11 protein-coding genes and 2 pseudogenes are annotated in these 15,963 nt (G+C 69.2%); 10 read left to right on the forward strand and 3 right to left on the reverse strand.

Annotated elements, in window-relative coordinates; genetic code table 11:
• Positions 1-36: 36 nt before the first annotated feature.
• From OG966_RS40040 to OG966_RS40060, 5 genes and pseudogenes are all read left to right on the forward strand, one after another.
• Positions 37-199 (forward strand): annotated as a pseudogene (locus OG966_RS40040) (transposase); the annotation flags it as partial.
• Positions 200-253: 54 nt separating this feature from the next.
• Complete coding sequence (locus OG966_RS40045) at positions 254-814, forward strand: hypothetical protein (RefSeq protein ID WP_326655025.1); 561 nt, start codon at positions 254-256, stop codon at positions 812-814.
• A 373-nt stretch (positions 815-1,187) separates the two neighbouring features.
• Positions 1,188-2,351 carry an exonuclease SbcCD subunit D gene (locus OG966_RS40050; protein ID WP_326647192.1) on the forward strand — a complete coding sequence of 388 codons (1,164 nt, stop codon included), beginning with the start codon at positions 1,188-1,190 and terminating at the stop codon, positions 2,349-2,351.
• Positions 2,352-5,360, forward strand: coding sequence for an SMC family ATPase (locus tag OG966_RS40055; protein ID WP_326647191.1), 3,009 nt, complete (start codon positions 2,352-2,354; stop codon positions 5,358-5,360).
• A gap of 64 nt (positions 5,361-5,424) precedes the next feature.
• The gene (locus OG966_RS40060; protein ID WP_326647190.1) at positions 5,425-7,698 is read left to right on the forward strand and encodes a DEAD/DEAH box helicase; all 2,274 of its coding nucleotides are present in this window, start codon (positions 5,425-5,427) and stop codon (positions 7,696-7,698) included.
• 228 nt (positions 7,699-7,926) lie between these two features.
• On the opposite strand, the gene OG966_RS40065 is transcribed toward OG966_RS40060, so the two are convergent.
• The gene (locus tag OG966_RS40065) at positions 7,927-8,097 is read right to left on the reverse strand and encodes a DUF6087 family protein (RefSeq protein ID WP_326647189.1); all 171 of its coding nucleotides are present in this window, start codon (positions 8,095-8,097) and stop codon (positions 7,927-7,929) included.
• Between the two features lie 248 nt (positions 8,098-8,345).
• On the opposite strand from OG966_RS40065, the gene OG966_RS40070 reads away from it, so the two are divergent.
• The 5 genes and pseudogenes from OG966_RS40070 (at position 8,346) to tgmC (ending at position 13,039) form a co-directional block, all read left to right on the forward strand.
• A complete protein-coding gene (locus tag OG966_RS40070) occupies positions 8,346-9,125 on the forward strand; it encodes a helix-turn-helix transcriptional regulator (RefSeq protein WP_326647188.1) in 780 nt (259 codons plus the stop codon).
• 45 nt (positions 9,126-9,170) lie between these two features.
• Positions 9,171-10,322, forward strand: a complete 1,152-nt coding sequence (locus OG966_RS40075) for a M20 family metallopeptidase (protein ID WP_326655024.1) — start codon at positions 9,171-9,173, stop codon at positions 10,320-10,322.
• A 274-nt stretch (positions 10,323-10,596) separates the two neighbouring features.
• Positions 10,597-10,863, forward strand: coding sequence for a putative ATP-grasp-modified RiPP (locus OG966_RS40080; protein ID WP_326647187.1), 267 nt, complete (start codon positions 10,597-10,599; stop codon positions 10,861-10,863).
• Positions 10,864-10,866: 3 nt separating this feature from the next.
• Complete coding sequence (gene tgmB, locus OG966_RS40085; protein ID WP_326647186.1) at positions 10,867-11,847, forward strand: ATP-grasp ribosomal peptide maturase; 981 nt, start codon at positions 10,867-10,869, stop codon at positions 11,845-11,847.
• A pseudogene (gene tgmC / locus OG966_RS40090) lies at positions 11,844-13,039 on the forward strand (ATP-grasp peptide maturase system methyltransferase). Before tgmB ends, tgmC begins: the two are co-directional and overlap by 4 nt.
• 751 nt (positions 13,040-13,790) lie before the next feature.
• Here tgmC and OG966_RS40095 read toward each other — a convergent pair.
• Positions 13,791-14,255, reverse strand: coding sequence for a DUF6907 domain-containing protein (locus tag OG966_RS40095; RefSeq protein ID WP_326647185.1), 465 nt, complete (start codon positions 14,253-14,255; stop codon positions 13,791-13,793).
• Positions 14,256-14,590: 335 nt separating this feature from the next.
• Positions 14,591-14,983: a DUF6907 domain-containing protein gene (locus OG966_RS40100; protein WP_326647184.1), complete on the reverse strand. Its 393-nt coding sequence runs from the start codon at positions 14,981-14,983 to the stop codon at positions 14,591-14,593.
• Between the last annotated feature and the right edge of the window lie 980 nt (positions 14,984-15,963).

The raw sequence follows: 15,963 nt of genomic DNA on the forward strand, positions 1-15,963 counted from the left end.
GTAGACCTGCATCGTGTAGCCGCAGCCGATGGAGATCAGGGCACCGATGCCGGCAAAGGAATCGTCGGCCGCAAACGCCACCTCGGTATCGACACCCTCGGCCTGCTCCTGCGCGGTCACCGCAGCCAGCGTCTCCGACAACGCCGGCGGAATCCACCTGCTTTCCCAGATCAGCGCCACCCACCCGCGCATCATCAAGCCTGGGCTGGGACTGCGCAACTCAGTCCTCCTCCATGAACGCTGCTTCCTCGCCGTGGAGGGAGAAACTGAGCAACAGAGCATTCCCCTGCTGTTCCGGCTCTCACAAGGCCTGTCACTGCAGGCCGCCGGTATTGCCCTCTGGGCCTGCGAGAACAACGAAGGCGCCCTGCACCTCGCCCGTTACCTCGTCAAGCACCAGCGCACCGTCATGCTCATGATCGACGCCGACAGCCGCAACAACAAACTCCTCAAAGACGAGAGGCTGCGCCGCGCCGGCCTCGACCTTGCAACCCAGGTGTCCTACGTCGGTGAAGCCCAGGGGCGCAACGAACTCGAAGAGCTCTCCACCGACGAACAGTGGACCGTGGCGGCGAACCAGCACTGGCCCCGCCCTGCTCCGCAAACCTGGAGCCCCGACGACTTCGCCGCACACCGCGACGGCAAGAGGTTCAGTGAAGGCGTCTTCCGCATGATCAGGGACCAGGCACAGGAGCGGAGCCCCAGCGGCAAACCCGACATGCTCTACAGCCTCACCACCACTCTCCAAGGCGCAGAGGACGTGCCGCAGCAACTACGTGAGGTCTTCGCCCAGTTGCAGCAGTTGGCTCACTGACCCGTCTGCCGGTGGCTCCGCCGCCCGCGCATTCGTTCTTTACGCTGCTCGGCCGTGGGCGCCGTCCAGGCATGCCAGCCTGCCTCCGCAACCCATTGCCGGGCATGTCCGCGCGCCTCGATGCCGCACCACCGGCAGCCGCCAGGCGCCAGCACACGCTGAGCAGAATGCGGTGAGGACATGTCCTTCTCCCTTCCCCCACTGCTCATCTTCCCTCCTGCCACTGACAATCGCCTGGCACCCGCCCGCGTTGCGGAGGGCTGCCGCCCAAGAGGAGAAACCTTCCCTCAACTGCTGGCATACCCGCATATGGGAATCCGTTTATCCGGAAAACCATCCGTAACGTCTGCGCAGATGGTTACGGTCTGTGCTCATGAGGTTCCTGCACACTTCGGACTGGCACCTGGGCCGCCGGTTCCACGAAGCAGACTTGACCGACGCCCAGCGCACCTTCCTCACTCACGTGCACGACACCGCACGCGAGCAGCAGGTCGACGCGATCCTGGTAGCAGGAGACATCTACGACCGCGCGATCCCCAGCCTGGACGCCGTACGGCTGTTCAACGACGCCCTGAACCAGCTGGCCGATCTCCGCCTGCCGATCATCATGATCAGCGGCAACCACGACTCCGCCCACCGGCTCGGAGTCGGCTCACGGCTCCTCGCCCGCGCCGGTGTCCACCTGCGCACCGACCCGGCCACCGCCTGCACCACTCCCGTTCTGCTGGACGACGAGCACGGCACCGTCGCCATCTACGGCATTCCCTACCTGGAGCCCTCGCTGACCCGCGACGAACTCGAGGCCGACAAGACCCACCAGGCAGTGCTCACAGCGGCACTGGACCGCATCCGAGCCGACCTCGCCACCTACCCGACCGGGACGCGCTCAGTCGCCTTGGCACACGCCTTCGTAGCCGACGCCAAGCCCTGCACCAGCGAGCGCGACATCACCGTCGGCGGCCTCGACTACGTCTCCACGAGCGCCTTCGACGGACTCGACTACGTCGCACTCGGCCACCTCCACGGAGCCCAGACCATCAGCGACCGCATCCACTACAGCGGATCACCCCTCGCGTACTCCTTCTCCGAGTCCGACCACACCAAGACCCTCACCGTGGTCGACCTGCACGGCGACTCCACCGTCACCCTCACCCCCGTGCCCACCCCCGTGCCACGCCCCCTCGCCTGCCTGAAGGGCACCTTCCAAGACCTGCTCACCAACCCCGCCCACGAGCACCTGACCGAATCCTGGCTGCAGGTCACCCTCACGGACCCCGCCCTTCCCTACGAGCCCATGGCCAAGCTGCGGCGCCGTTTCCCGCACACCATGCAGCTCCTGCACAAACGCCCGGACACAGCCCAACCGGGGGACAGGCCCACCTACACCCAACGCCTCGAGGGACGCACCGACTTCGAGGTTGCCTGCGACTTCGTCAAAAAGGTCCGTGGCACCGACCCCACCCCCGCCGAGCACGACCTGCTGCGCCAGGCCGTCGAGGCATCCCGCATCCACGCCGCGCAAGAGGTGACTGTCTAAATGCGCCTGCACAGCCTCACCCTGCAGGCCTTCGGCCCCTTCGCAGGAACCCACACCATCGACTTCGACTCCCTGTGCACCGACGGCCTCTTCCTCCTCCACGGCGACACCGGCGCTGGCAAGAGCACAGTCTTCGCCGCCATCTGCTACGCCCTGTACGGCAAACCCCCAGGCGACCTGGACCTGCTGCTGCGCAGTCACCACGCCCCGGAGCACCTGCTCACCGAAGTGACGCTCGAGGTCACACTCTCCGGCCGCCGCCTGGAGATCACCCGAACCCCGCAGCAGACCAGGCCCAAGACCCGGGGAACGGGAACCACCACCCAGAGCGCGCAAACCACGCTGCGCGAGTGGAAGCACGACGACGTCTCGGGACAAGGCAAGTGGGAGGCGTCCAGCAAATCCCACCAAGAGGCCGGCGACGCGATCCTCACGCTGCTGGGCATGAGCCGCGACCAGTTCTGCCAAGTCGTTCTCCTGCCGCAGAACCAGTTCACTCAATTCCTGCGCGCCAAGGCCCCCGAGCGCAGAGAACTCCTCGGAAAGCTCTTCCGCACCGGCCGCTTCGCCTACATCGACCGCTGGCTCCTCGAGCGCAGCCGGGAGGCGGGGAAGACCCTCACAGCAGCCCGCAGCGAAGTGACCAGCCTGATCGAGCGCATCCACCAAGCCGCAGGCGACCTCGACCACGAACACCCAGACCCCACCAGCGACGATGCGCACACCCTGACCGGGCCTGTCCGCAGCTGGGCCACCGCCCTGGCACAGGCTGCAGCAGCGGACCTGGAGGGAAAGACCGAGCAAACAGCGAAGACAGCCACCGACCTGAGCATCCAGCAGGATCTCGAACTCACCGTCCGCACACTCCACCAGCAGCAGAGCGAGCACCGCAGTGCCCAAGAGCAGCTCGAGCTGCTCCAGCAGAAGGCACCCCGACAGCAGGAACTGAACGACCAGCTCGCCCAGGGCCGCCGGGCGGGCAAACTTGCTGCTGTCGTCCACGCGGCGAACACAGCGATTGCCGAGCACGACCGCGCCGCCCGCGACGAAGCCGGCGCCCGCAGCCCTCTGACCTCCGGCCACGCCGCGGCCACGGCCGATCAACTCACTGCTGCCGAACGGCAACTGCGCGCCCAGGCCGCCGTCGCCGAGGAACTCCTTCCCGAGGAAGCAACTGTTCAGCAGCTCGCTGCCGACCTCGAACATCTCGACGCCGAGCGTGTGGAATCCGCCACCGAGCAGCGCGAGGCCCGCACATGGCTCGAGCAGGCGCCCGCCCGCCGCACAGCCCTCACCGGCCGCATGGACGCCGCCCGCAGCGCCGAGGGCGACAGCCGCCACCACGCAACCACCCTCGAAGACGTACGCCGGCGCGTGAAAGCAGCCGAACAGCGCGACACCCATCTCGCCGCCGTGACCGAGGCCGAGCAGCACCTGGCCACCGCCCGCACCGTCACCGCTGAGGCCGCCACGGCTCACATCGACATCCGGCGCCAGCGTACCGAAGGCATGGCGGCCGAGCTCGCCGCGAGCCTCGAAGACGAGGCCCCCTGCCCGGTCTGCGGATCCTGCACGCACCCCGCACCGGCTGCCCCGCACCCGGGCCAGCCGACCCGCGCCGATGAACAGGCTGCCGAAGCCCGACACCTCAAGGCCCAGCAGGACGAGCAGGCCGTCACCACCACGCTGCAGCAGGCCCGGGAACAAGCAGCATCAGCAGCCGGAGAGGCCGGCGACGCCCCCCTGGCAGACATCCAAGCCCAGTGCCGCGCCCTTGAGGAGGAACTGACACAGGCCCTCAAGCAAGCGGCCGACTTCGGCCCAGCGTCCGAAGAACTCGCAGCCCTGGAACGCGAACAGGCCGAGATGACCCGCAAGGACACCACAGCCGGCGAACAGCTCTCAGCGCGCAACGCTGACTACGACCACGCCGCTGCACGGCTGAAGGACCTCACCACCAAGCTCGACGCCGTACGCGAAGGCGCTCCCACGGTAGCCGCGCGCGTCACCGAGCTCACCCACAGCGCTGACCAGCTCAAGACCGCAAGCGAAGCCGCCGCCACCACCACCCGCACCGTCCTGGAACGGGACGAACGCATCACTCACGCCACCACCGCTGCTCAAGCCCAGGGCTTCGACACCCTCCAGGCTGTCGAGCAGGCACTGCTCGACGACGATGCGATGCACACCGTCGAAGGAGAGATCAAGCAGTGGAGCCACCAGTGCGCTGCTCACACCGCCGTCCTGGAAAGGCCCGAGCTCGTACAGGCCGCAGCCCAGCCCCCCGCTGACCTTCAGGCCGCTGTCAGCCTGCGCGAAAGGGCCGCCGAGCAGCACACCCAGGCCGTCGCCGCCGCGGCAGGCTCCCGCACCCGCAGTGACAGCCTCACCCACCTCACCACGGAACTCGACACCCGCATCCAGCGCCTGGAACCCCTCCAGGACGACTACGACACCGTGCACCACCTCCAAGAACTCATCCACGGCACCTCACTCAGCAACAACGACCGCATGGAACTCGAGGCATACGTTCTGGCCGCACGACTCGAACAAGTCGTCGCCGCTGCCAACACCCGCCTGACCCGTATGTCCGACCACCGCTACACCCTCTCCCACAGTGACCACCGGGCATCCCGCGGCGGACGCTCCGGCCTCGGCCTCAAGATCACCGACGCCTGGACCGGCCGCGACCGCGACACAGACACCCTCTCCGGCGGCGAGTCCTTCTTCGCCTCCCTCTCCCTCGCACTCGGCCTCGCCGACGTCGTCACCCACGAGGCAGGGGGACGCGCCCTGGACACCCTCTTCATCGACGAAGGCTTCGGCACCCTCGACGAAGACACCCTCCATCACGTCCTCGACGTCCTGGACTCCCTGCGCGACCACGACCGCACCGTCGGACTGATCAGCCACGTCCCCGAACTGCGCCGCCGCATCACCCACCGCCTCCACGTCCGCAAGGCCGCCAGCGGCTCTACCCTGGCCCTCATTACCGAAGCAGCCGAATAGCCCTCAGGGTGCGGTGCAACAATGCCACCGCACCCACCAGCCCAGCCCCGGAGCGGCGCATCCCATGGCTACCGCCGACCTCGAACTGCGGCCCCACCAGGCCGAAGCCGTCACCGCGGCCGTCAAGACGCTGCGCATGCATGCCCGGGCAAGCGTGGTGGCCGCCTGCGGTACGGGTAAGACGCTCATTGCTGCGCGGACCGCCGCACGCCTCGCCGCCCGCAGCCGGGTTCTGGTTCTGGTGCCGACGCTGGATCTGTTGTCCCAGACGGTCCGGTCCTGGCACGCAGCCGGCCGCAAGGGCCGTGCGGTGGCGGTCTGTTCGGCACGCCAGGCTGTCGAGCATCCCTCGGCTGGCGACATCCCCATGACCACGGATCCGGGCGAACTCGCCGCCCTGACCCCGGCCGACGCCACCGGGCCGGTGACCGTCTATGCCACCTACGCCTCGCTGCCCACCCTGCTGGCCGCCCATCACAGCCACCGGCTGCCAGCGTGGGACCTTGCGGTCGTTGACGAGGCGCATCGCACCGCGGGCCGGCTCGGGAAAGCCTGGGCCGCCATCCACCACGACGACCAGGTCCCCGCCGCCCGCCGCCTCTACCTCACCGCCACGCCCCGCATCTGGGACCCCGACAGCGACCGAGGCGACGACCCCGTCGCCTCCATGGACGACGAGACCCTGTTCGGCCCTGTCGCCTACCGCCTCACCCTCTCCGACGCCATCGACCTGGGCCTGCTCGCCGACTACCAGATCCTCGTCCCCGTCGTCGACAACACCGACCTGCGGGACTGGCTCGCCACCGGACCCGGCGCAGGAGTCGACGGCCTGCGCCTGGCCGGCCGTCAGGTCGCCGTCCTGCGGGCCATCCGCGACCACCGCCTGCGCCGCGTCCTCACGTTCCACCACCGGGTCGCCGACGCCCGCGCCTTCGCCACCACCCTCCCCGACACCGCCGCAGCCCTCCCCGCCGACCTGCAACCCGAAGGCTTGTGGTCGAACTGGGTCAGCGGCTCCCACCCGCCCCGCGTCCGCCGCCGCATCCTCCTCGACTTCGCCGCCCACACCCACCCCGAACAGCCGGCCGTCCTCGCCAACGCCCGCGTCCTGGGCGAAGGCATCGACGTCCCCTCCATCGACGCCGTCGTCTTCGCCGACCCCAAGAACAGCCCCGTCGACACCGTCCAGGCCGTCGGCCGCGCCCTGCGACAGCCCCCCGGCGCCGGCAAGAAGGCCACCCTGATCGTCCCCGTCTACCTCACCCCCGACGAAGACCCCGACGACCTCCTCGGCGCCGACGCCTACACCCCCCTGTGGCGCACCGTCCAAGCCCTCCGAGCCCACGACGAGCGCCTCACCGCCCGCCTCGCCGACCCCCGCACCAACCGCCCCACCCTCACCTCTGACGAACCCGGCGACTGGCTCCGCTTCGACCGCCCCACCCAAGAGGAAGAAGTCGCCCTCGCCCTCACCCTGCGCGTCCTCGCCCCCAAAAGCGCCGAATGGCGCCGCGGCCTGAAAGCCGCCCGCCGCTACCACCGCACCCACCACCACCTCGACGCCCCCCAGGCCCATGAAGACGACACCGGCTACCCGCTCGGCCGATGGCTGACCTGGCAACGCCACCTGCACACCACCGGCGCCCTCGACACCGCCCGGGCCACCGCCCTGGAACGCCTCGGCATCATCTGGAGCCCACGCCAGCAGGCATGGGAACGAGGCCTCGCCCACGCGGCTGCCTACGCAACGCTCCACGGCCATCTGGCCGCCCCCGTCGACCACCAGCATGACGGATTCGCTCTCGGCCGCTGGCTCGCCACCCAGCGCAAACGAGCCGACCAGCTCACCCCCGCCCGCACCCAAGCCCTGCATGACCTGGACCCTCAGTGGAACCCGCTCTGGTCCCTGACCTGGCAACGCGCGTTCCACACCGCCCGCTGGCACCGCGAAGCCGGCCATGTTCTGACCGACGTGCCCCGCGACTTCGTCACCGACGACGGACACCGCCTGGGGGAGTGGCTGCACACCCAACGCCTCCACCCCGGGCGCCTCCACCCCGGGCAATGGCGACTCCTCGCCGACCTCGGCCTGAACCAGACCGCTGAACAGCCCCCCGGCACAGGCAAATTGGCCGCCCGGAACTGGGACAGGGGCCTGGCCGCTGCGCGCGCTTTTCACCATCGGGAAGGGCACCTCGATGTGCCTCAGCGGCACATCGAAGTCCTCGACGGCGAACCCGTACGCCTCGGGCAGTGGATCAGCAACGCCCGCCGCCGCAAGGAGCGTCTCCCCGCTGACCGCATCCACGCACTCGATGCCCTGAACATGCGCTGGTAGGCGGCACCGATCGGCGGTCGACCTCGAGCGTTGGAGAAGTCAGCGAGCCGGGAGCCAGCCCTCTCTACCGGAGCGATTGCGCTCGCCTGACACCATGGCCCTGCATCGTCGCCGGCTGTACCTGTCGGCGCGGCTGTGACGGCACCCGTACCAGGAATCCACCCTCTCGGAACGCCGACAACGCCACTGAAGAGGGCTGGCAGATCAACAGACGCGTCACCATCGGCCTCACGTGCCAGGGATGAGCTCGTTGACCCACGCCTGCGCCGCTGTGAGGTCGGGTGCCGTTCCGGCGGGGGTGTAGGCGAAGCCGTCCCATTCCTCAAGGACTCGCGGCTCGGTGGGGCGGAAATGGCCACCGCCGCCATGGAGCGGGCGGTGGCGTCGGTAGACGTCCATCGGCGGACACCGACGTCTTTCGTACGGCCCGAGCGGGTCGCCTTCGTCGAGGCACGGGGCCGCGCGGGACGGCTGATTCGGCGGTCCGGGACGGCGGTGCTTACCCATGTGGTCGATGGTCCCAGGCCGCGATCGGGGTCGCACGGGTGTCGGCGAGACCGCGCGCACATGCCGTGGGCGGTCTGCTGAGCGAACTGCCGCCGCGCAGGGAAGGCTTGGGTGCGCATGCCGGTGAGGGATGGGAGGGGGTGTCCGTGGCCGTGGGCAGCGGTGGGGATTCGGCGCTCAAGCGGGCCAGGCTGGTGCGGAACATGACGCTGGAGGAGGCTGCCGATGCGTTGAACGTGATCACCGGGGGTGCGGCGGACGCGAGCCTGATGAGCGCGTGGGAGTCCGGGCGACGGCGTACGGGCAAGCGGAACCGGGCTGGGCTGTGCCAGCTGTACCGGGAGCGGCCGGAGGTGTTGTTCGCGCACCAGGACGGGGCGGCCACCAGTGTGCTGGAGACCTCTGGCACCGCGGTGGTGGTCAAGGTGCTCACTCGCTGGACGGACCTTGTCGAGCCGATGGCCGACGTAGTGGCGCAGGCGCGCGAGCAGCTGGTTGTCACCGGCAGCCGGAGCCGGGAGAAGGCGTATTTGGCGGCGATTGAGACGGCCGTGGCCCAGCGGCCGGACCTGGTCCACTACCGGGTGCTGTACGGCCCGCCGCGGCACCAGGCGCTCGTCGACCACCTGGAGCGGCTGCTGGAGCTGCGCGACCCGTCCGCTCGCTTCAACGGCGTCAAGACCCTCCACATCGGGCTCGTGGAGGCCGATGTGGCGCTGGAACGCTTCTTCGTCGCCTCCGAGACCGCCGCGGTGGTGCCGCTGCCGTCGTTCCACGGGGCGAACGGGTTCGACTGCGGGGTCTTACTCAGCCGTGAGGCGGCGGTGGGCCTGGTCCACCATGGTCGTGAGGCGTGTGCCTCGGCGCGGCCGGTGGAGACGATCGCGGCCGTCCGCATGCTGCCGGTACGGCACAACTAGGGGAGAAGCGTGAGCGAGAACCTTCACCTGGCTACCGAGGCCCGCATGGCGTCTGTGGCGGAGCTCGCGAGTGGGCTGATCCGTCGGCCGAGCCGGGCCGGGATCGACGACTACGGGCCCGTCCTTACCGTCCTGGAGGACTGGCTTGCCGCCCGCTCCCTGCCCCACAGGCGTCTGCACGGCAGCTCCGGTGAGCTGGTGGGCCTGCTGGTGGAGATCCCCGGAGGCCGGACGGGCACATGGTGGGCGCTGGACGCCTGCGTTGACACCGCCCCCTACGGAGACGAGACCGCCTGGTCCTTCTCCCCGACCTCCGGCGACATCCGTGGGGACTGGTTGCTGGGCCGCGGAGCTGCCGACTCCAAGCTCGCCGCGGCGATGTTCTGCCACATCGCCGCCGACCTGAAGCCCCGGGCCGAGGCCCTGCACGGCGGGCTCGCCGTGCTGCTGGACGTCGACGAGCACACGGGAGGCTTCGGCGGCGCCCGCGCCTACCTCGCCGACCCGCGGGCGGCGCGGCCGGCCGGAGTGATGATCGGATACCCGGGACTGGACGAAGTCGTCGTCGGCGGCCGGGGCCTGTGGCGTTCCACCATCGCCGTGCACGCCCCTTCCGGACACTCCGGGTCCAGCCGGACCGTGGTCGGCGCCATCTCCCGCGCGGCCCACCTTGTACGCCTCCTCGATGCGGCCGAACTGCCCGGCGCAGATGCAGGCTTTCCGCTGCCGCCGAAGCTGTCGGTGACCTCCCTCCACGGTGGCCAAGGCTTCTCGACCACCCCCGATCGGTGCGACCTGAATGTCGACGTCCGTATCACCCCGGCTTTCGATGCCCACGACGCCGAGACCCTCATCCGCAAGGCCGTTGCCGAGCTGGATGCGGAACTACCCGCTCCGAAGCCGACCGAGATCACCCCGGTTGCCACCTGGCCGCCTTTCCGTCTGGCCGACGACGAACAGCCTGCCGCTGCACTCCTTACCGCCGCCGCCGAGGCGGGACTGGCGGTGCGGGCGAAGACGGCGGGGCCGTCGAACATCGGCAACCTGCTGGCTGCGGAAGGTATCCCGGCCACGGCCGGCTTCGGCCTGCCCTACGAGGGGCTGCACGGCATCGACGAGCGCGCCCACCTCGCCGAGCTGCCCCAGGTCTACTCCGTCTACCAGCGGGCCGTCCTCCGCCTCCTCCGAGCGGGCTGACGCGTCCCAAGCACGTCCCAACTCCCTCCCAGATCCACTCCCAGCAAGTCCCCAACTCCGTCTCTAGGAACAGATCTTCGATCGCGGTGACATGGAGGCAGCACCACCTCCACATCCACCGCCGACACGGAAGACCGGTCATGGCCGAGCACGCGAAGCGTGGCGTCATGTGCCACGGCGCGCGGCCACTACGGTCCTGGTCGGGGCATCGCCGATTCCGCTCAGGCGGCAGCCGACCGGGCTGACTGCCTGACTGCACGGGAAGGGACAACGCATGACGACGCTCGCACCCGAGGTTCCTTGGGCGATGCAGCTGGTCACCGACCGGCTGCCGGACAGCCCGCCGTCCTACGCGAGGGTGACGCTCGATGGGGCCACGCAGACCGCCCGCTACACCGACGCCGCCGGCCAGGTGGTGGAGATGGGCAACCACGGCACCAACAGGACCACCGGCACCGCCTCCACTTCCGGGGGCGGCGACGGGCAGAACCCGCAGCCGCAGACCCAGGACGACAACACCACCGACTACGAGTCGGACTGACCGATGGCCTCCACCGTCCTGGTCGTCACCGCGCTGGAAGACGTCACCGCGGACCGGGTCATCGCCGCGCTGAACGAGCGTGAGGTGCCCGTCGCCCGCGTCGACCCCGCCGACATCGGACCCGCCCTGACCTTCGCGGCCCACATCGAGGCGGGGACGCCCACGTGGGGCGGGCGGCTGCGTACGGCAAGCCGGGAGGTGGAGCTGGGGGAGGTGGCGGCGGTCTACTACCGCCGCCCCACCCCCTACGCCGCCCGGTACGGGCATCTGCCCCCACAGCAGCGGGACTTCGCCGCCGCCGAGGCGAGGCACGGGCTCGGCGGCATACTGAACAATCTGCACGGTGCGACGTACGTCAACCACCCCGCCGCCATCACACGCGCCGACTTCAAGCCCGCCCAGCTCCAACGCTTCACCGAGCTCGGACTCACGATCCCGCCGACCCTGGTCACCAACGATGCCGAGGCCGCGCGGAAGTTCGCCGCCGAGCACAGCCGCGTCATTTACAAGACGTTCCGCGGCCTGCCCCGAGACGAGGACGGTCACACCGGCGCGATCTGGGCCCAGCGCGTCGACCTCGACACCTTCGACGACACGCTCGCCGTGACCGCACACCTGTTCCAGGCCGAGATCCCCAAGACCAGCGACGTACGGGTCACCGTGGTCGGCCGCCGCGTCTTCGCCCAGCACGTAGCCGCCCCGGACGGCGCCCTGGACTGGCGCCGCGGCAACTGGGACGACCTGACCCACGCCCCCACCACCGTGCCTGCCCCGGTCGAGGCCGCGCTGCACCGCTACCTGGACTCCTTCGGCCTGGTCTTCGGCTGCTTCGACTTCGCTCTGACCGGCGACGGGGATGCCCCGGAACACTGGACGGCGATCGAGTGCAACAGCAACGGACAGTGGGGCTGGCTGCCCGACGCGCCCGCCATCACCGAGGCGTTCGCCGACATCCTCGAAGGGAAAGGAGGCGGTAGGCCATGACGATGCCCGCCGACCTTGAGACCGACGCCGCGCGGCTGCGCGAGGCGATGGCGAAGGCCCTCGCCGAGAAGGACGTCCTCACCGATCCAGCCTGGCGCCAGGCGGTGGAAACGGTGCCCAGGCACCGGTTCGTGCCCGGCTTCTACCTGCCCGCCGACGAGCGCGACAGGCAGGGCCTGACTGGGAACCGGTCACCGCCGAGCCCGACTATGGCCGGTGGCTGGCCGCCGCGTACTCCGACACCACGCTCATCACACAGTTCGACGGCGACGAACCCGACTGGAAGAACCCGATCGAGCGCCACGGCGGGGCCCCGACCTCATCCTCCACGCTCCCCTCCCTCGTGCTGCGGATGTGGGCCGACGCCGACCTCCAAGAGGGCCACACGGTGCTGGAGATCGGCACGGGGACCGGCTACTCCACCGCGCTGGCCTGCGAGCGTCTCGGCTCCGCCGACGTCACATCGATCGAGGTCGACGGCCGCCGGCTGGAGACAGCGGCGAGGGCGCTGTACGGCTGCGGCTACACCCCGACCCTGGCAGTGGCGGACGGGCTGTACGGGTACTGGCCCGAGGCACGGTTCGACCGGATCGTGGCCGCCTGCTCGTTCCGCGCCGTACCGCCCGCGCTGCTGGCCCAGGCCCGGCCAGGCGGGAAGATCCTGCTCACCCTCTCGGGCTGGCTCTACGGGTACGCCCGCGTCCTGCTCACCGTCGCCGAGGACGGCACCGCCGAGGGCCAACTGCTGCCCGGCACGGTGTCGTTCATGTCGGCGCGTACGCACGCCGCGCCGGCATTCGGCAACCCCGCCCACTGGGCCGCGGGCCTCCCGGACAAACCCAGGGCGGCCCGGCACAGCCCCAAGCGGATCACCGCCGCCACCGAGGAAGCGTTCCACCTGCGGTTCCTCGCCCAGAGCGCGGTGCCGGACGCGCAGATGACGACGGCCGGAGAGGTGGTGCACCTGGTCGACGTGGCGACCAGCTCGGCCGCCACCCTCACCCCCCACAACGGCGGTTGGCAGGTGCGCGAGGGCGGCCCGGTACGGCTGTGGGAGCGCATCGAGCGCGTCCTGGACGCCTACGACGAGGCCGACCGGCCGGGGCCGGAGACCTTCACCCTGCACGTCTACGACGGCGGGCAGCATCTGCGACACCCGCACATGTCCGGCCTGCCGCTGCCCAGGCCCTGACGGACCGCAGGCTCCAGGCGCCGCCCGGGCGAGGAGAGTGACGGCCTTGCACGGGCGCCTGGCACGTTCATCGGACCCCTTCCTGGCCAACGACCTCGGAGATGTCCAAGGCGTTGTGAAAGATGACGCGTTGGTGCGATGTCGAAAGGCGAATTCACGGCGACGAGCCGCCCCCAACCACGGTCGCTAGCCCGTTCGGAAGCCAAGGCGAACACCAGACCCCGGACACTCACTAAGCGCCCGGATGATCACTGCCTAGAATCCGCCCCCCTTCCCTGATCGACGACGCTTGGGAGGGGCCAGCTCGCGAGCGGCCGAGCGCGCATCGTCCAAGAGATGCCGCTCGGGAGAGCTTCCCGACCTATCGACGCCCGACATCTCAAGAGCGTTGGCCAGGTCGGACAAGAGGCGCGCGAGGCGCTCCGGATTGTCGGCCCAGCTCATCACAGTCTCCTTCCTGGAGTGATGACCGAAAGGGTCGCAGCGGTACGAGCACCATGCCTAGGCACGTGTAGATCAGCAGATGACGTGTCTCCAGTGAGCCTTACCTCCCCATTGCACGGCAGCCTGCGCCGACACAACGAAACGCCGCTCCTCGTCCTGAACGTGGGCACAGTGCGGCATTGGCAGCACGCTCACCACAACAGCCGGTACCGGTCGACGAAGCCGTACAGGTCGTCCTCCTCCGGGACGCTGCCACCCTGGAGCTGATGCCTCCCATCCTGACCAAAGACCGTGCGACGCCAGCTGTTCACGTGGCCTTGGTTGCGGCCTCCATACTCCCAGCGACGCTCTCGTCTCTCCAGCCTGTGGTGATCCGGTCGAGCTGCGCGGCGAGATGCTCGATGTGGTCAGCCATACAGCGCAGCTGCAGGGCACAGGCCCGGGCGCCCCGAGCACCGACTTCCGCGTCCACGGAGCCGGCCCACAGAGCGATGACCGGGGGACTGTCCTGCGCCTGAGACTGAAACAACTGCGCTTGCAGGAACTCTCCCGCGCGATCGCCCGGCGCCCCGAGCGCGGTTACGGGACCAACATGGTCGAGACCTTCAGGCGGACCGGGGTGATCCAGGGAGCAGTGACCACCCAGCCCCTCACATCCCCTGCGCGCGCCCGGATTCTGCTGACCGGCGAGCCGTACGGCGAGCGTGCTGAGACCTTGCCCGAACGCGTATGCCGCCGTACGCAGGCGCTCCACGTCCGCAGGAGTCGACACTCGAGAATGGTCCCGTCGACGTCTGGGCACACCTCGACCACCCTGGGAAAGCCCGGCTCGGCGTCCCACTGGACGAGCTCTGCCGAGAGGCCGACCGTATCGCCGCGCCCACTCGCACGCTCACAGCAGCCGACCGTGAGGCCATACGCAGAGTGGGGACCACTCTGGTCCGTCGCATGATCAACCGCGCAGGCACCTGCCAACTCCGGACAGCCAGCCCCCGCTGGCATCGCCGTGGTCATGAGCTCGGTGCCCGGTACGCGAAACGAGCCTGAACCAGCCAGCCCCGCAGCTCCTCGAGCACATCGAGGTGAGCCCGCACCCGGGCAATGACGTCAGCGAGTTCGTTCGGGCCGAGGATCCTCCATGTACTCGTCCTGAAAGACCTCCAGATTGACGTGCGGAACGGTGCGTTCGGGGTTCTGCGAGTAGGGGTAGACGGCGATCTGCCCACCGAGCACCACGGTGTCGACCGTGCCCTGCTCGGCGTCCCAGATGGAGAGCGTCATCTCCGCCGGCTCGCCGATGTAGTGCGCGAGATCCTCAAGCGCGGCGCCCTCCGTTACGTCCCTGGTGTGGTCCACGACGCAGCCCCTCGGGCACCAGGTGGCAAAGCTGCCCTTCTCCTGACGCTGAATCACCAGGGGCCGCTCGCTGTCGATGTCCAGCGCCTGGGCGAAGAGCCAGGCAAGGACACGCTCACGGGTCTCCGGACTGAGCGAGCCCAACTACCCACTCGCGCTGTACGTCCGTTACGTTCCGGAGGAGAACGCCGGGGATGGTTCCGTAGCCGGGCGTGCTGTCACCGATCCGGACACCCAGGGCGGAGAGCCGGGGGAGTAGAGGCTGGCCATCTTCGTACGCGGCACGGCGCGCGTCAGCAATGTCCGGGGGAGGGACGGCTGCAGGCGCCTTGCTTGCCTCTGGGAGTGCAATGGACATGGAGGTGCTCCTTTTCTGTTTCTGTGCAATGACGAGACCGAACTGCCAATGGACCGCAGTCGTCCGAGCCCCCAAGTGCCCAGGCAGACAAGCCCCTTACACGGGGAATGCCGCCGGCGACCTATTGGCAGAAGGTGAGCGGCAGGCCATCAGGCCGACGACGCGTATGAAAGACGACTGATAGAAGAACCGCGGCAAGGCGCACGTAGGTGCCAACTCAGCGATGACTCAACCCGCACCCCAGGACGCGCGCCGCAGGAGCTACCAGGGACCAACAAGGCTGAACGAACTGCCGTATCCCCAGACTGACTTCAAAACCCGTCAGCGAGGGATCCCCGCAAGACAGGAGCACTCGATAGACGGAACCCCCAACAGATCACGTTTACCCAGCGCAGAACCGTTCCTGGAGCCGAAGGGCGCCAGCCCGAACGCCTCCGGCCCCCCAACCAGGCGTCAGCCTGGCAAGCCCCGCTCTCAACGCTCTCTCCGCTTGGCATCGCCAAGCGGCACAACACATTGAGCAACCCTCCCCGCCAGGGGAGGGGCCAACTCAAATAACCATGTAGAAAACCACTTTGACATCAACCCGGCGCCGCCAGGCGCCGGTCCCAACTCACACACCCAACGATTCCCCCGTCAGGGGGAATCCATCAGCCTCATCGGCCGACATCGTCGGCCGCACCAACCCACGCTCACGCCGCCAGGCGTGATGCACCGTCACCTTACGGGCCGTCAGGCCCGAGTTGGCCCGTCAGGGCCAACTTAA

This window comes from Streptomyces sp. NBC_01750, from assembly GCF_035918095.1.
In the GTDB taxonomy this organism is placed as follows: Bacteria; Actinomycetota; Actinomycetes; order Streptomycetales; family Streptomycetaceae; genus Streptomyces.